The organism is Niveispirillum fermenti, assembly GCF_048066175.1.
Classification (GTDB): Bacteria; Pseudomonadota; Alphaproteobacteria; order Azospirillales; family Azospirillaceae; genus Niveispirillum; species Niveispirillum fermenti.
This window is the reverse complement of record NZ_JBLTXA010000002.1, coordinates 17,935-35,364: the sequence shown is the minus strand read 5'-3', so window position 1 is coordinate 35,364 and position 17,430 is coordinate 17,935. Positions and strand designations below refer to the sequence as shown.

11 protein-coding genes are annotated in these 17,430 nt (G+C 66.1%); 9 read left to right on the top strand and 2 right to left on the bottom strand.

Annotated elements, in window-relative coordinates:
• The 6 genes from ACM9LZ_RS02015 (at window position 1) to ACM9LZ_RS01990 (ending at window position 12,226) form a co-directional block, all read left to right on the top strand.
• A complete protein-coding gene (locus ACM9LZ_RS02015; RefSeq protein ID WP_416617663.1) occupies window positions 1–1,371 on the top strand; it encodes an MmgE/PrpD family protein in 1,371 nt (456 codons plus the stop codon).
• Between the two features lie 24 nt (window positions 1,372–1,395).
• Window positions 1,396–2,802, top strand: coding sequence for a phenylacetate--CoA ligase family protein (locus tag ACM9LZ_RS02010; RefSeq protein ID WP_416617662.1), 1,407 nt, complete (start codon window positions 1,396–1,398; stop codon window positions 2,800–2,802).
• Window positions 2,803–2,899: 97 nt separating this feature from the next.
• On the top strand, window positions 2,900–4,204 hold the full coding sequence (locus ACM9LZ_RS02005) for an amidase (RefSeq protein ID WP_416617661.1): 1,305 nt from the start codon (window positions 2,900–2,902) through the stop codon (window positions 4,202–4,204).
• Between the two features lie 666 nt (window positions 4,205–4,870).
• Window positions 4,871–5,695 carry a hypothetical protein gene (locus ACM9LZ_RS02000; RefSeq protein WP_416617660.1) on the top strand — a complete coding sequence of 275 codons (825 nt, stop codon included), beginning with the start codon at window positions 4,871–4,873 and terminating at the stop codon, window positions 5,693–5,695.
• A gap of 53 nt (window positions 5,696–5,748) precedes the next feature.
• Complete coding sequence (locus ACM9LZ_RS01995) at window positions 5,749–6,303, top strand: hypothetical protein (RefSeq protein WP_416617659.1); 555 nt, start codon at window positions 5,749–5,751, stop codon at window positions 6,301–6,303.
• A 94-nt stretch (window positions 6,304–6,397) separates the two neighbouring features.
• Window positions 6,398–12,226 carry an SDR family NAD(P)-dependent oxidoreductase gene (locus ACM9LZ_RS01990; protein WP_416617658.1) on the top strand — a complete coding sequence of 1,943 codons (5,829 nt, stop codon included), beginning with the start codon at window positions 6,398–6,400 and terminating at the stop codon, window positions 12,224–12,226.
• Between the two features lie 87 nt (window positions 12,227–12,313).
• Here the strand turns inward: ACM9LZ_RS01990 and ACM9LZ_RS01985 are convergent, their stop codons facing one another.
• On the bottom strand, window positions 12,314–12,715 hold the full coding sequence (locus ACM9LZ_RS01985; RefSeq protein WP_416617947.1) for an NUDIX hydrolase: 402 nt from the start codon (window positions 12,713–12,715) through the stop codon (window positions 12,314–12,316).
• A gap of 428 nt (window positions 12,716–13,143) precedes the next feature.
• Here ACM9LZ_RS01985 and ACM9LZ_RS01980 point away from each other — a divergent pair, with 428 nt between their 5' ends.
• The 3 genes from ACM9LZ_RS01980 (at window position 13,144) to ACM9LZ_RS01970 (ending at window position 16,054) form a co-directional block, all read left to right on the top strand.
• Window positions 13,144–13,356 carry a cold-shock protein gene (locus ACM9LZ_RS01980; protein WP_416617657.1) on the top strand — a complete coding sequence of 71 codons (213 nt, stop codon included), beginning with the start codon at window positions 13,144–13,146 and terminating at the stop codon, window positions 13,354–13,356.
• 79 nt (window positions 13,357–13,435) lie between these two features.
• Window positions 13,436–13,711: a translation initiation factor IF-1 gene (gene infA, locus ACM9LZ_RS01975; protein WP_445376389.1), complete on the top strand. Its 276-nt coding sequence runs from the start codon at window positions 13,436–13,438 to the stop codon at window positions 13,709–13,711.
• Window positions 13,712–14,608: 897 nt separating this feature from the next.
• On the top strand, window positions 14,609–16,054 hold the full coding sequence (locus ACM9LZ_RS01970) for an FAD/NAD(P)-binding protein (protein ID WP_416617656.1): 1,446 nt from the start codon (window positions 14,609–14,611) through the stop codon (window positions 16,052–16,054).
• Between the two features lie 105 nt (window positions 16,055–16,159).
• Here the strand turns inward: ACM9LZ_RS01970 and ACM9LZ_RS01965 are convergent, their stop codons facing one another.
• On the bottom strand, window positions 16,160–17,356 hold the full coding sequence (locus ACM9LZ_RS01965; protein WP_416617655.1) for an LLM class flavin-dependent oxidoreductase: 1,197 nt from the start codon (window positions 17,354–17,356) through the stop codon (window positions 16,160–16,162).
• Window positions 17,357–17,430: the final 74 nt, after the last annotated feature.

Genomic DNA, 17,430 nt, shown 5'->3' with positions numbered 1-17,430 from the left:
ATGACGGCTTCGGAAAGGCTGGCGCAGCATGCGCTGTCTGTTGAGTGGGTGACATTGCCGGAGCCGGCCCGCGAGGCGGCCCGCATCTTCCTGCTGGATACGCTGGGCGTGGGCATCGCCGGGGCCAGGGCACCCTTTGCCGAAGAGACGACGGCAGCGGCGCTGGGCTGGGGCAGTACCGGACCGGCCCCCATCCTGGGCCGCGCCATTCGCTGTTCCGGTCCGCAGGCCGCCTTCATCAACGGCTTCCAGATCCATGCGCAGGAATTCGACTGTGTGCATGAAGCGGCGGTCGTGCATCCGCTGGCCACCATTCTGTCGGCCCTGATGGCCGATACGGCGCGGCATACCGCACGTGTGAATGGCGCGGAATTCGGGGCGGCGATGGCCGCCGGCGTCGATATCGCCGCCACGCTGGGCCTGGCGGCCACGACACCGCTGAAATTCTTCCGTCCCGCCACGGCCGGCATCTTCGGCTGCGTGGCGGCCATGGCGCGGCTGCGCCGGCTGGACCTGGCCACGACGGTCAGCGCCTTCGGCCATGCGCTGGCCTTTGCGTCCGGCACCATGCAGGCCCATGTGGAAGGCAAGCCCGGCCTGCCCCTTCAGGTGGCGCATGCCGCGCAGGCCAGCCTGATGGCGCTGGACCTTGCCATGGCCGGCGTTCCCGGCACACAGGGCAGCATCGATGGCCCCTTCGGTTATCTGTCCCTGTTCGAGACGGGCAGCGCGCTGGCGCCGCTGCTGGACCGGCTGGGGCAGGATTGGCGCATCGCGGAGGTCAGCCACAAGCCTTTCCCCACGGGCCGCGCCGCCCATGGCGCCATCGTCGCCACCCAGGCCCTGATGCGCGACCATGGTGTGTCGCCCGCCAACCTGGAAAGCCTGACCTATACGGCCCCGCCATTGATCCACCGGCTGGTGGGGCGGCCGCTGCCGGCCTATCCGGCGGCCATGACGGCGAACTATGCCCGGCTCTGCTTCGCCTGGCTGGGCGCCGTGGTGCTGACGCGCGGCACCGTGAGCCTGGCGGATTTCACGTCCGGCCGGCTGTCCGACCCGGTGCTGCATGCGCTGGGCGGCAGGATCAGGGTGGTTGCCGACAACAATCCCGACCCCGCCGCCTTCACCCCGGCCCTGGCCGAAGCGGTCCTGTCCGACGGTCGCCGCGTGGTGGCGCGCGTCGACAGCCAGTTGGGCAGCCCGGTCACGCCGCTGACCCGTGAACAGCATCTGCGGAAATTCCGCGCCTGCCTGGATTTCGCCGGGATGTGCCATCTGGCCGACCCGCTGATCCAGGCCATTGACACGCTCGACAGCCAGGACGACATGGCGGCGTTGCTGCGCCGTGCCGGCGGCCTGCCGGGCTGAGCACAACAGGGAGACAGGGACCCTATGGACGGGCACAAGACCTATTTCAATGCCGTGGATTGGGATGCCTTGCAGAAGGACCACCCGATCGGTGACGATTTCGTGCGCTTCGCCACGAAGACCAGCCGGGATGAGCTGACGGCGCATCAGAACCGCCTGTTCATGCGCTGTGTTGCCCGCGCCTGGGCCACGCCCTTCTATCAGCGCCTGTGGGGCAAGGCCGGGATCGAAAAGGGCGATATCCGCTCCATCGCCGACCTGCCCCGCCTGCCGGCTTTCGACAAGTCGGACATCATGGCCAGCCTGGAACTGGCGCCGCCCTTTGGCGATTTCTCCGCCTTTTCCAGCTACCCGGCCGGGGAGCGGCCGCCTGTCGTGTTCCATACCACCAGCGGCACCACGGGCAAGCCGCAGGTTCTGCTGTTCGGCGCCAAGGGGCGCGAGGCCCAGAACCTGCTGCTGGGCCGCCTCTACCGGTTCCAGGGGCTGCGCCCGGATGATGTGGTCCATTCCGTCTATGGCCATGGCATGATCAATGGAGGCCATTACGTGCGCGAAAGCGTGCTGCACTGGACCTCGTCGATCTTCATGTCGGCCGGCACGGGCGTGGAAACCCGCTCCATCCAGCAGGTGCAGTTGATGAAGGAGTTCGGCGCGACGGTCATCGTCGGCTTCTCCGACTACATCAAGAAGCTGGCCGAGGTGGCGCGGGAGAACGGGATCGATCCCGTCCGCGACCTGAACATCCGCATGATCTCCGGCCATCTGGGCAAGGAGGACAAGGCGGGCCTGTCTGCCGCCTGGGGCGGGGCGGAATGTTTCGACTGGTATGGCGTGGGTGATACCGGCTGCATCGCCGGTGAAGGCCCGGACCGCGACGGTCTTTATGTGATGGAAGACGCCCAGTATCTGGAAGTCTGCGATATCGATACCGGCGCGCCGGTCCCCGATGGCGGGCTCGGCGACATGATCGTCACCTGTATCTACAAGGACGATATCCACCCCATCATCCGCTTCAACACCCATGACGTGACCCAGGTCCGCCCCGGCAAGTCCGGCATCGGGGTGGAGTTCAAGCGGATCGAGGGCTTCCTTGGCCGGTCGGACAATATGGTCAAGATCCGCGGCATCAACATTTTCCCCCAGGCCATCGGCCCGATGCTGAACGGCGTGGAAGGTGTCGCCGGCGAATATATCTGCAAGGCCGTGCGCGACGCCGCCGGGCGTGACGAGTTCATCGTCGTGGCCGAAACCAACGCCGGTGCCGGCGACCGCCAGAGCGTGGCGGAGCGCTGCCGCGCCGTGCTGAAGCAGAAGATCGGGATCGAGGTGGGTGTGGAACTGGTGGATCATCGCGCCACGGCCGGCCTGACCCAGATCGACGTGCGGCAGAAGCCGATCCGCCTGATCGACGAGCGGTTCAAGAAGTAGGACGACGCCCGGCCATGCCCGACGGTCTCCCCGCCGCAGACATGGCCGTCAGGCTGGCGCCTTCACCAGAGTGCCTCCCCCCGCGAAAGCCAGAGCCATGACCGACGCCCACATGCTTCATTCCGCCGGTGCCGCTGGTCTGGCCGCCCTTTACCGTGACGGTACAACCGATCCGGTCGCCGTCACCCGCCTCTACCTGGACCGTATCGCGGCGCTGGACGGGCGGGTCCGCGCCTATACCCAGGTACTGGCCGAACCGGCGCTGGCGGCGGCGGCGGCCTCGGCGGCGCGCTGGGCGGCGGGGCGGCCCCTGTCGGCCATGGATGGTGTTCCCATTGCCGTGAAGGCCAACATCGCCATCGGCGGGGCCTTCTGGCATGCCGGTATCGGTGCCTATCGTGACCGGGTGGCGGTAACGGATGCCGACTGCGTGGCCCGCCTGCGTGCGGCCGGGGCCATCATCCTGGGCACGGTCAACATGCATGAGGGCGCGCTGGGGGCAACGACGGACAATGTCTGGTTCGGCCGCACCGAAAATCCGTTGAAAGCCGGCTATACCGCCGGCGGGTCCAGCGGCGGGTCGGCGGCAGCCGTGGCGGCCGGACTGGCTGCGGCGGCATTGGGGTCCGACACGATGGGATCGGTGCGCATCCCCAGCGCTTATTGCGGCCTGGCCGGCTACAAGCCCGCCCGCCGCGCCATCAGCCTGGAGGGGGTGATCCCGCTTTCCACCACGCTGGACCATGTGGGGGTGCATGGGCACAGCGTTGCAGATTGTGCCCTTGTCGCCACCCATGCCGGCGCGGGACCGGTGGAGCCGGTCGCTTCGCTGGCGGGCCTGACGCTCGCGGTTCCGGACTGGCGCGCCCGCGTGGAGGCCCCGGCCCCTATCTGGGCAGCACGGGACAATGCCGCTGCCGCCTTGCTCGACCTGGGTATGGTCTCCAGCGACGCCGACATGCAATCCTATCAGCCCGGCCAGGCCCGCCGCATGGGTCTGCTCGTGTCGGAGGTGGAGGGGCTGAATGCCCACGCCGCCCAACTGGCTGAAAGCGAGGAAGGTTTCTCCGCCGGGTTCCTGAGCCTGCTGCGCTGGGGTGGGAAGCAGCCGGCCACCAGAGTGGCCGCCGCCTATCAGGGGTTGGACGAGATCAAGCTGGGCGGATTGGCCTGGCTGGATCGGGTCGATGCCGTGCTGCTGCCCACGGCCCCCCAGACGGCCTTTCCCTTCACCGACCCGGTGCCGGCCAATCAAGCCGATTTCACGGCACTGGCCGATTTCATCGGCTGCCCGGCCATCGCCGTGCCAGCCGGTCTTTCACCCGAAGGGCTGCCCCTGTCTGTCCAGGTGATCGGCCGCGATGCCGCCATCGTGCTGGCCGTCGCGGCGGCACTGGAGTGAGACAGGCCCGGATGCCGGCAATAAGCCGGGCATCGGCGTCGGCCTTGAACATCTGCGCCACGAAATTGACCAAGACCATTGTCTTGCCCGGGTGAACAATGCCGGCACCGCCGTGGGCCGCCACCCGACCATGCCGAAAGTCCCGGGGCACTGCTGTCCTCGATTTTGCAAGCGGCCATCGCCATGGGGCCACCGTCGGCGGTGTGATCCTCTGCGCCGCCATCACCACCCTTGTCAGCGCAAGCCTGATGCCTGTCTTCGGCCGGACGTCGGAGCGTGCAGGGATAGATGCCTGACCCGCCGCCAAACGAACCTTCGCCCCCCGCCACTCCGGCGCGGGAACGGTTCATCTGGCACCCACCATTCCCCCCGACACCGTTCGGCCTTTCCTCGGGTCGACGCTAATTTAATTGTTTAAATTAGCCTAAAATATCTTATTGGGATTTTGTCCGAACAAAATCATCCCATGAAGTTTCATTCATTGAAATACGATTCTTTTTATAAGTTAAAGTTATATGACCTATTGCCTTATTAAGTGATTTCATCAATTTTAATGCCACCCAATCAGGGTCGCTCCCACGCCCCGTTCGGAGCCGGACTGTTCCACCCCATTGCCTTGAGGAGAGCATCATGCCGTTTGGACCGCCCAAAGGAGTCAAGGTCAGCTTGGCGCAGACATCGCCCTCGCAGTTCACCCCGCAGGTGCTCAAGGGACAGCTTCAGAATGTCGGCCTGAGCTGCCAGCAATTGACCGACGCGAACCTCGCCGGTTATGTGGCGAATGTGGATTCCCAACTGCCCAATGGCAGTGTCCAGTCCTTCGGCATCCTCGCCAAATCGTCCGATCTGACCGCGTCGTCCGGGATGGCGTTGAAGGCCCTGGCGGGGTCGAACAACTCCGCCCTGGTCCAGGCTGCCACCGCGAACTGGGAGCCGGGCACGCAGGCGGAAGGCTTCAATAACTATCTGGAAGTCATCGCCTATCCCGACCACTTCAAGTGGCTGCTCAGCGGCGTCCCCCAGAACCAGTTCACGGGCGTCTATCAGGCGCCGCAGGCGACCAGCGGCAACTATCCGAACGCCCAGGCGATCCAGGATCTGTTCGTCAATGTCTGCACGACCGCCTCGGCCACCCTGATCAACGGCCTTGATCAGACGACGATGAAGGCCATCCTGACGAATGTCATCCAGCCGCTCAACGATGCCCAGCTGTCCGATTACAACAACACCGCCAGCCGCACCATCATGCTGGTGGAGAACTACAATACGTCGACGGGCTATGCCGATGCGATCGGCGTGCTCTATGTCGGCTGGACGCTGACGATCTCCGATTACAAGCGGAAATCGAAGGATGGCGGCGATACGCACCCGACCACGCTGACGGTGGAATCCTGGAGCGTCACCTATGAGGACGGCTCCATCCTCTGCCGCGACTACAACGCCGTCTGCACCCAGTTCGGGCTGACGCCCATGACCTGCCCGCCGAACTGATCCGGCCCGTTGCAGCTTTGGCATTCACCACCATCGTTAACAGGAGTTTCAAGATGCCTTTCGGCCCGCCCTCCACAACGCTGACGATCTTCGAAACCATGCCGCCGTTGAATGTCGATACGTTCAACTCCGGCATCCAGGGGATCGCGGCGAACAACCAGGCCATCTCGGTCATTCTGTTCGCCCCGAACCTGTCGCTTCTGACCACGATGGACAATTCCAACTCGAAGGCGGACAGCTCTTATTCCCTGTCGGTCTCCACGGGCTTCACCTTCAGCGCCAATGAGACCTTCAGCATCTCCGAGGAAGTCGGTGTGAATGCCGAGATCGTCACGGAGAAGACGACCTTTTCCTTCGCCCTGTCCATCACCGAGCAATGGACGACGACGACAACCACCTCCATCACCTGCAACTGCCCGGCCGGGCAGAAGGCGTTCTTCTATCAGGGAACGCTGATGTCGCGTCAGATGGCGTTCAATGCCCAGAACCAGTCCTACTCCTGGGTTTCCGCTCCGGCCAAGGCGCTTTCGCCGATCATGGTCTCCACCAGCAGCCCGGTGGGCAACGCACCGTCGAACCCGGTCAGCGTGAACATGATTTCATCCTGATCACCGGCTGACCGGCGGGATGGCCGCCTCTTCGGGGCGCGGCCATCCCGCCATCTGCCACAGCATTTCCGTTGAAGCGAGAACGGCCGGGAACATGAGCTGCTCAATCGCGGTGGTCGGGATGGCATGCCGCTATCCGGATGCGAACAATGTTGCACAGTTCCTTGAAAATTCCCTGGCACAGCGACGGTCCTTCCGCGCCATTCCGGGAACGCGGCTTTCATCCTGGTATTTCGACGAAACGGGCCGGTCACGGGACAAGGCCTATACCCGTCAGGCATCGCTGCTGCGGGGGTTCCGGTTCGACCGGGACCGTTTCAAGGTTCCCCGGTCAAGTTATGAGGTCACGGACCTCACCCATTGGCTGGCGCTGACCGTCGCGCAGGAAACGCTGACCGGCATCTCCTTCCGCGAGGGGGCACCCGGACTTTCCGGGGATCGTGTCCGCGTCATCGTCGGCAACACCCTGACGGGTGAATTCTCCCGCGCCGGACTGATGCGGTTGCGCTGGCCCTATGTGCGGGGCGTGCTGGCCCGTCATCTGGACCGGCTGGTCCCGGACGGGGACGAGGCGGCGCGCCGCCAGCTTCTGCGGGAGATAGAGGCCGATTACAAGCAATCCTTCCCCGTCCCCAACGAGGATTCCCTGGCCGGCGGCCTGGCCAACACCATCGCCGGCCGCATATGCAACTATTTCGATTTCCATGGCGGCGGCTATACGGTCGATGGGGCCTGCGCCTCGTCCCTGCTGGCCGTGGCGGATGCCTGTTCCGCCCTGGCGGCCGGGGATGCCGACATGGTCCTGGCCGGCGGCGTCGATCTCAGCATCGATCCGTTCGAATTGATCGGCTTCTCCCGGACGGCCGCCCTGGCCCGGACGGAAATGCGGGTCTATGAGGAAAGGTCGGAAGGTTTCTGGCCGGGGGAGGGCTGCGGCTTCGTGGCGCTCATGCGCCTGGATGACGCCATGGGCCTGTGCGATCGGGTTCATGCCGTGATCCGGGGCTGGGGCGTTTCCTCCGACGGCAAGGGTGGCCTCACCCGCCCGGAATCCGCGGGCCAGGCCCTGGCGCTGGAGCGCTGTTATACCCGCGCCGGATATGATGCGGCGTCGGTCGGCTATTTCGAGGGTCATGGCACAGGCACGAAGGTGGGCGACGCAGCCGAGCTTCAGGCGATCATTGACACCCGCCTTCGATCCGGTGCCACCCCGGTTCCGGCGGTGATCAGCTCGGTCAAGGCGAATATCGGCCATACCAAGGCCGCCGCCGGCCTGGCGGGATTGCTGCGCGCGGTGGCATGCCTTTCCGAACGGGTCCTACCGCCTCTGACTGCCTGCCAGCGGCCGCATCCATTGCTCGATGGCGCGGCGGCAGGCCTGCGGGTGATCCGGCATCCGGTCCCGTGGTACGGGACCGCCACGCCCCGGCGGGCAAGCGTCAGCGCCATGGGGTTCGGGGGGATCAACACCCACATCACCCTGGAGGAGGCACTGCCGTCATCGGACATGCCGGCGGCGGCAACGGGCACGCCGCCGCTGGGCGAAACCGACCTGGAACGGTTCAACGGCGCCCAGGATGCAGAACTGTTCCTGTTCGCGGCCTTCCGGCTGCGCGATCTCGCCTGGACCGTCAATCACCTGGCCGAGATGGCCGGCAACCTCTCCCGTGCCGAACTGACCGATCTTGGCATTGAAACCATCCGGCGCGCCACGCGCACGTCCTGGGCCCCCTGGAAAGCCGCGATTGTCGCCGGCACACCGGCCGAAATGGCGCGCAAGTTGCGCCTGCTTCATGACAAGCTGACACAGTGGGACGATGACGGCAGGGTCATCGACCCGCGCGAGGGCATTTTCGCCGCCGGCCAGAATGTCACGGGCCGGATCGGCCTGATCTTCTCCGGGCAGGCGGCGCCGGCCCGGCGCGGCTATGACGCGCAATGGCATCGGTTCGAGGCTGTACGCCAGACCTATGCCCGGTCGGACCTGGCGGCCCTGCCGGCCGGAACCGACACGGACTTCGCCCAGCCGGCGATCGTCACCGCTTCCCTGGCCGGCCTGCGTCTGCTGCGCTGGCTGGGGATCGACGGGGATGTCGCCGTCGGGCACAGCCTTGGCGAGCTGGTCGCCCTGCATTGGGCGGACGGGATGGACGCGGATGCGCTGCTGCGGCTCGCCCGGACCCGTGGGCGTCTGATGGCGACCGATCCCGGCGCCGACGGGGCGATGCTGGCCATCGCCGCCGGTCACGACAGGGTGGCGGCCCTGCTGGCGGGCGAACCCGGACTGCATATCTCCAACATCAACACCCCCGCGCAAACCGTGATTGCCGGCAAAGGACCGGCGGTGGAGGCGCTGGCCGACCGGCTGGCGCATGCCGGCGTGCCGGCAAAGCGTCTGCGCCTGCGCCAGGCCTTTCATACGCCGGCGATGGCGGGGGTGGCGGAACGGCTGCGGCCGGAGCTGGCCGCACTGCCGCAAATTCCCCTGCTGCGCCCCGTCATCTCCACGGTCACCGCCGGCCTGCTGCCGGCCGACACGGACATCGCCGCGCATCTCCAGGCGCAGATCGTTCAGCCCGTGGCGTTCGCCGCCGCCGTGCAGCAGGTGGCGGACCGCGTCGATTTGCTGATCGAGGTGGGGCCGGGCGATGTCTTCGCCGCCCTGGGCCGGGCGACCACGGATATTCCGGTATTGTCCCTGGATGTGGGCGGTGAATCGATCGCGCCCTTCCTGGGTGCGGTCGGCGCGGCCTTTGTCCTTGATCGGGCCAGGGAGGTGGGGAAGCTGGCCGCCGACCGGTTCCACCGCCGGATCAACTGGTACTGGGTCCCCGACCTGCTGAAGAACCCCTGCGAGGAGGTCTTGACCCAGGACATGGCGCCATCCGGGCCGGACGATGATGCCCCGGATGGTACGGCAGCCCCCGCACCCGCCTTGGATGGCCCATCATCGGGAGGGACCTTGGATCGGTTGCGGCAGATCGTTTCCACCTCGGCCGGGCTGCCGGTCTGGACGATTCAGGGCACGAGCCGGCTTCTGTCGGATCTGCATCTCAATTCCATCAAGGTGGGGGAAATCCTCGCACATTTCACGGCCTCCCTCGGCCTTCCGGCCACCGCCGATCCGACCCGCTTCGTCAATTCCAGCCTGGATGAGATCGTCGCGTTCGTCGAAACGCTGTCGGCCCGGGACGGGAACCCCGGCGCAGAGGACGGGGACACCGTCCCGGCCGGGCTGGATGACTGGGTCCGTTTCTTCAAGCCTGTCCGGCATCCGGCACCGGACCCGGCCGGCGCTCCCGCCCGCCCGCCCGGCACCTGGAGCCTTGTCGGGACCGTTCCCAGCGGGCTGGCCGACCTGACCGGCCGGCTCTCGGAAACGGCGGGCGGAAACGGGGTTGTCGTCTGGCTGGCGGGCGCAGAGGAGGAGACGGCCGGCCCGCTTCTCTTGACGGCGGCCCATCGCTGTGCCCGGCAAACGCGCAACGCGAAGCACCCCGCCATGCTGGTCGTCGTCCAGGATGGTCCGTCCGGCGGCGGATTCGCCCGTTCGTTCCATGCGGAGAACCCCCATATCCCCACCCTGGTCATCACGGCGGCGGATGCGGGGGCGGGCCGGCTGGCCGAACTGATCATCCGCGACGTCATGGAGATGGGAGACGGTTTCCGCGAAATCTTCATCGACCGGGCCGGCCATCGGGAAATGGAGGCGCTGGAAATCATCCAGCCAGAAACGGCCGGCCGGTCGCCGCCCCTGGGGCCGGCCGACGTGCTTCTGGTCTCCGGCGGCGGCAAGGGCATCAGCGCGGAATGCGGATACCAACTGGCGCGTGACACCGGCTGCGGGCTGCTGCTGCTTGGCCGGTCGACGGTGGATGGGTCGGCCGAGCTCGCCGCCAACCTGGCCCGCATCCGCGGCGCCGGAATCCGCGTCTCCTATCAGGTGGCCGATGTCACCGATCCGGCTGCCGTCGCCGCCGCCATCGCCGGGGGCACGGGGGAACTCGGGGCGCCGGTAACCGGCATCATCCATGGCGCCGGACAGAACGCGCCCCGTTCGGTGGAAGGATTGAGCGACGAGCATATGGCCGCGACACTGGCACCCAAGATCGCCGGCCTGCGACATCTCCTCGCGCAGGTCGACCGGCACGCACTGAAGCTGCTGGTCACCTTCAGTTCGATCATCGGCCGGATCGGCCTGCATGGCGAGGCGGATTACGCCTTCGCCAATGAATGGCTGAGCCGCATGACCGAAGATCAGCAGCGCGCGCTGCCGGGCTGCCGTTGCCGGGCACTGGAATGGTCGCTCTGGTCGGGAACGGGCATGGGCCAGCGTCTCGGCCGGGTGGAGGCGCTGACCAGCCAGGGTATCACGCCGATCACCATCGATGCCGGCATCAAGGCGTTCATGCAGTCGGTGGAGATGGCGGACCTGCCGGTCCGTCTCGTCATCGCCGGCCGATATGGCCGGACACCGACGCCGGCATCGGGGCGGCAGCGACGGTTCCTGGAAAGGGTCCGGGTCTTCTACCCCAAGGTGGAGATCGTTGCGGACAGCGACCTGACCATCGATACCGACCCCTATCTGGAAGATCACCGTATATCGGGAGAGCGCGTCCTGCCGGCCGTCATGATCCTGGAGGCCCTGGCCGAGACGGCCACCACCCTGATGGATCGCGCCGACGCCCGGCTGGTTTTCGAGGCCGTGCGCTTCAACAAGGCCATCATCGTGCCGGCGGCCGACAATCCCCTGACCCTTCGGCTGGTCGGGCTGGCCGACGGGGCCGGCACCGTCACCCTTGCCGTCCGCTGCTCGACCACCCGCTACCAGATCAACCATGTGGAGGCGCGGTGCCGGCTGGACGCCCGGCCGGCCGATGACGAAGCTCCCCCTCCTCCCGTCGCTGCCGCTATCCTGCCGGGCCGGACCGAGGCGGCGATGTATGATCATCTGCTGTTCCAGACGGGGCGGTTTCGCCGTATCGCCGCCTATCACGCCGTCAACGCGCGTCACTGCCGGTGTCTTCTGGCCGATATTCCCGTGGGATCGTGGTTTTCGGACCGGGTGCCGCCGGGCGGCCTGATCGGGGACCCGGGCGTCCGTGACGCCGCACTGCATGCCGTACAGGCCTGCATCCCCCACAGGATCATGATCCCCGTGATGGTGGAACGCATCGATATCGGTGTTCTCAAACCGGGCAGCGGCCCCTGGAGCCTGTGGGCACAGGAAATCCAGACGATCGGCGATGTCTGCGTCTTCGATCTGGTGATCACCGATGCCCATGGCCAGCCGGTCGAGCGATGGTCCCGCCTTTCCTACAAGGCGATCAGTGCGGTGGAAACGTCCGACCTGGCTGCCCTGCCGCTCGCCGTGGCGCTGCTGGAGCGTCTGGCGGCCGAGCGCCGGCCCGATGCCTTCCTGTCGGCCCGGATCACGGCCGGCGCCGGGGCACCAGATGCTGTAACGGCGGGCGCCATCGGGCGCCGGCCTGACGGGCGGCCGGAGCCCTTGCAGCCCGACAGGCACCTTTCGATCGCCCATGACGGACCATGGCGGATGGCGGTGTCCGGCCGGGTCCCCGTCGGATGCGATGTTCAGACGGTATCCGTCCGGGAACCCGCCATGTGGCGCGACCTGCTGGGACATCAGGGCTTCGACCTGGCCCGGCAAATCGCCCATGAAAGGGACGAAGCGCTGGAGGTTGCAGCAACGCGGGTCTGGATGGGCCGGGAAGCGATAAAAAAGGCGGGCCGGGACTGGAACACACCCCTGACCCTTGATGTCACGCCAATGGCGGGCGCCGTCATCCTGCGTGCCGCCGGGGTGGAGGTGCTGTCCCTGATCGTGACCGAGGCCCCGGCCGGCACACTGACCGGCGTCGCCATCGCCGTCACCGACGATGGAAAGGCGGCGATGGGATAGGTTTGACCCCGGTGATCGAAAATCATCCCGCCGCAGCGCCGGGAGCCGGCCGGATACGACCTCCCTTGTTTTACAGGCTCCCTTGTTTTACAGGGCAGCCGGATAGGGCACCTGTGCCAGCCGGCGCAGCAGCGGCACCAGTTCGCCGTCGCTGATCAGCGCAGCCGCATCATCGATGCGCATCCAGCGCCGCTCCCGCTGGTCCATCTCCGGCCAGGTATCCAGCACGCGCGTCACTTCCAGCAGATAGACAGCCACATCGCATTCGATGGCAGCACCATCAGGCATGCGCTTCAGATAATGATAATCACCGATGGGGCAGGAAGCGATCCGGCCAAGAACGCCGGCCTCCTCGAACGCTTCCCTGGCGGCCATGGCGTCCGGGGTCAGCTTCTTCTTGATCCAGCCTTTCGGCAGAATCCAGCGCCGCGTCTCACGCGACGTGACGAGCATGACCTGGGTACCCTTCGCCGCGATCCGGAATGGCACGGCGGCACATTGCTTTCGTCGGCGCTTGGACAAGGGTCGGGGCCTCCGGGCATTGGGGGGATGGCAGGGGGGATCGCAATCAGGAAGAACAGCGGGGGAGCAGAAATGTTCCCGGCCGAGCCCGTTCTGTGGGTGGAACCCGACCCGATGGTCCGTCACAGAGCCTTCCGCCGCGCTCCTTCCTTCAGGTCCATCCCCTGTCATCACAAGCTTGGCGAAAAGCAAAAAACGTCAGCACATTCCAGCCATGCCTGATATGTCACAACCAGATGCTTGCCATTCGGCGTGCCATGGACCACCTTTGGCGGGTCGACTTTGCTACTGGGCTATCTTCCGGCTACCGCTGGTCCTTCCCTGTCGTGACTTTGGCGCCCGTCCGCACTCCCGCGCCGGGCAGCTCCGAACGGGAAAGATCCCAGGAGGCATTCATGTCCACCACCGGTACCGTCAAGTGGTTCAACAGCACCAAGGGCTTTGGCTTCATCCAGCCCGAGGATGGCTCCGCCGACGTTTTCGTTCACATCTCCGCCGTTGAGCGTGCTGGCCTCAGCACCCTGAACGAAGGCCAGAAGGTCTCCTTCGACGCGGTCCGCGATCCGCGCAAGGGCAAGACGGCGGCTGAAAACCTGCGCGTGGCCTGATCCGGTTCGGTTTCAGGTTTGGGGCGGCGGCATGGGGGTCCATGCCGCCGCCCTTTTCACATTCAGGGGGAGCCCGCGCGTGGCCAAGGAAGAATTTATCGAGTTCGACGGTATCGTCGAAGAAGCCCTGCCCGATGGCCGTTTCCGCGTGAAGCTGGAAAACGGACACGAGATCATCGCCTACACGGCCGGCCGCATGCGTAAGAGCCGCATCCGGTCACTGGCCGGTGACCGGGTGACCGTGGAAATGACGCCCTATGACCTGACCAAGGGCCGGATCACCTATCGCCACAAGGACGAACGGCCGTCCACTGCGGGCGTTGCCCGCCGTCCGGCACCGCCGCGCCGTCGCTGACGCGAATGGCTGCCCCCCACCCCCAAGGTCAAGCAACAGCCGCGGAGGGTGGGAACGGCCGGGCAAGCCGCCCGATGATGCGGTTTCATCACGCTTCGCGCCCGCCTTTGGGCTCGAATATCCGATGTCAACAGGACTGGACCGGCAGGGCGATGGCAAAGCCGGCGCGATCCCGGCATTGCCCCAGCGCCTCGGCAATGGCCGGCACCGTCACGCACCCGCACCAGCCGCAACCCGAACAAAGGGAGTGTGTTGGGACAGCCGCACCTGCCCTTCCAATGGCGTTCCAGAGTCAAATCGTGCAAAGCCTTGACGTAAAATAATACTGTCAAGACGGATATTGGCACATCCCTATCTGGCCTCTCTGGCGCGCGCCTGGGCCGGACGCGGCGCCGACCTGCGAGTGGCACGCCAGGAAAAGGGCCAGCCCGCCCAGCATGGCAAAGGCGTACAGCCCATCCTATGGGTATATCCACCGGTGTGGCGGCATCGCCATCGACCGGCAGCAGCCGTTTCCCGATGCCCGAGCAGATGTCCAGGGAACCCTGTCCCTCGACCGCACCGAAATTCGGCATATAGCTGCCGGGGATCATCCCGCACAGCAAAAGGGTACAGAACAGCAGCATGCCGGCCTATCGCCGCATGCCGAACATCCTGCTTCCGGGCGCCCCCATCTCCGTGCGCCTCTTTTGACCACAACGGTTCACCGGGTCAACCCACCGGCCGCTGCGGCCTTTGCTGCCATCCTCTGTGGAGCAATATTCCCTATTGACGTTATAGGAATATTATATGAGCTTAACCATGATCGGCACGAAAGGAGAGCATGATGGCCCCGTATGATGGTTTTCCTCTGCCCTCCGCCGACCGGGACCATATTGTCCGGCACCGCGATGCGCATTGCGGCGGGCCCGTCCGGCCGGCGTGCCACGGGTGTCGCTGATGGTCGCGGCGGCCCGGAAAAGGCCAACGATCGCCATCATCGGCGCCGGGCTCAGCGGGGCGCTGACCGCACTCCACCTGCTGGCCGGCAGTGATGGTGCCGCGCGTATCCTGCTGGTCGAAAAGGCGCGCGGGTTTGGCAAGGGGGTAGCCTACAGCACGCGGCATGGCGCGCATCTGCTGAATGTACGTGCCGGCAACATGAGCGCGTTTCCGGACCAGCCGGGCCATTTCATCGACTGGGTCCGGGAAAACCAGGTGGCGATGTACCCTGGCGACGGCAACGGATTTGTCTCCCGCGCGGATTATGGCCGCTATCTTCAGGAATTGCTGGGACAGGCCGCGAAGGGGCATGGCGCCCTGGGCCGGCTGGTCCTGGTCGCTGACGATGCCGTTTCCCTGGCTCGGACGGAAGATGGCGCGGGCCTCTCGCTGGTGACCGGTGTCGGCCGGTCCTACAGGATCGACGCGGCCGTCCTCGCCGTCGGTAATTTTCCGCCGGACCCGCCACCAGGCGTGGCCCAGACGCTTCTGCAATCCCCCCGTTTCCATACCGATCCCTGGGCGACGGGCACCCTGGACCATGTAAAGCCCGATGAACCGGTCCTGCTGCTGGGAACCAGCCTGACCATGGTGGACGTGGCGATATCCCTGACGGATCGCGGCCATCGGGGACCGATCATGGCCTTGTCGCGCCGGGGGTTGTTGCCGCGCCGGCATGCCGACCCCGGTCATCCGGCACCACCGGTCATCCCCACACTCACCCCGTCCCTGGCCGGCTCGCTCCGATCCGTGCGGGCGGCCGTCGGGGCGGCACAGGCCCGTGGCGGCGGCTGGCACGAGGTGATCGACAGTCTGCGGGGTGCCACGGCCGGCTATTGGCAGAACCTGCCCATAAAGGCGCGGTTGCGGTTCATCCGGCATCTGCGCCCCTGGTGGGATGTCCACCGGCATCGGCTGGCACCGACCATCGCCTGTCGTATCCGGGAAATGATGGATGAAGGCCGCCTGACCGTCGTGGCGGGGCGCATACTCTCACTGGATGCCGACGCATCGACCTTGCGTCTGCGGTTCAGACGGCGCGGGCAAACCACCGGTGAGACGGCGGATTATGCCCATGCCATCAATTGTGTGGGTCCGGGTGGCGATATCGCCCGCACGCGGGACCCCCTGTTGCGCAACCTGCTGGAACAGGGTTTGGTGGTGCCGGACCCGTTGCGCCTCGGCCTGGACACCGACGAAGTGGGCCGGTTGCGCACTGCCGGTGGCGCGACCGTTCCCGGCCTGTACGCCGTCGGCCCCATCATGAAGGGAACGTCGTGGGAAATCACGGCCGTGCCGGATATTCGCCTACAGGCCAAGAACCTGGCCGCCACGATCCTGCGGGAGATCGTGGCGGGCTGAGCATCAGCAGTCGGGCCCGTGCCGGAACGCGCGGGCGATCGACCGGGAGACGGGAACCGCCCGCCTGCACAGGTGACCCGGCGGCGAACCGGATGGAGCGCGATTTCAGTCCCTGGCCCCGATCATCCCCGTCTTGGCGGCACTTTCCAGCGCCCCGCCGGCGCCATATTTCTCGAACGTCGCCTTGGCCGCCGCGTGGGACTGGCTGCTGTAATCCAGCGAATGGGCCTTCCAATTGTCGAAGGATTCCACGCGCGCGCGGTTGGAACCGGTGAAATGCGGCACGACGAAGCGGCTGTAGAGTTCATAGGACCGCTTGGTTTCGTTCCAGTCTGCCCAATCATGGGCCTGATGCAGGAAGACACCGAAATCCCCCTGCTTGGCCTGCAGCTTCTTCAGCACGTCCACGGCATCATCGGGGGTGCCGATGACGATATGGCCGGCTTCCAGCAGTACGTCGACCGGGTCACGGCCGACCAGGTTGCCGAAGCGGCCCGGCGTCACGGTGCGGGCATAGTCCAGGTATTTTTCCAGGCCGTGGCGCACATTCTCACGCGCCTTTTCCCGGGTTTCGGCAATGTGCATGGGGCCCATCAGGCGCAGCCGCGCGCGATCCATGCTGCGGCCATGCTCGGCCGCCACGTCGCAGGCGTGCTTCCAGTTGACGTCCAGCACGTTGAAACCGCCCGTCGCGTCGGTGGCCGCCACGCACAGCATGGCCAGATCGTACCTGCCGGCCAGCCGTCCGCCCGACGGCGTCGCCGCGCTGGCCACGGCGATTTCCGGCCGCGGGTGGGTATAGGGCAGCAGATGGGCGCGAGCCTCCCGCAGCACGTACCAGTCGGTCGTCTCCGTCACCGTCTGCCCGTCCAGCAGGCGCAGGACGACATCCAGCGCCTGGGCCATGCGGTCGCGCTGGGTCTTGGGGTCGATGCCCAGCATGCGGGCATCCGATACCAGAAGGCCGGGACCGAAACCGAACATCACCCGCCCGCGGGACTGATGGTCCAACTGGATGATGCGGTTCGCCACCATCAGCGGGTTGTGATAGGGCAGCGAGATCACACCCGTCCCGAACCGGATATGGCGGGTGCGCTCGACCGCGGCGGCGATGAACAGTTCGGGCGAGGCGATGGTCTCGAACCCGCCGGAATGATGCTCGCCGATCCAGGCCTCGTGATAGCCCAGCCTGTCCAGCCATTCCATCAGTTCCAGATCGCGATGCATCAGGGCGTGCGCATCCTCGTCCACCGGATGCAGCGGCGCCAGGAATACCCCATGGCGCAGGCTTGTCTTCGACATTCCATTCCTCCCATGCCGACAGCCGCCTTCATCGGGGCCACCGCCTTGTCCTAAAAGCTAGAATATGGAATTCA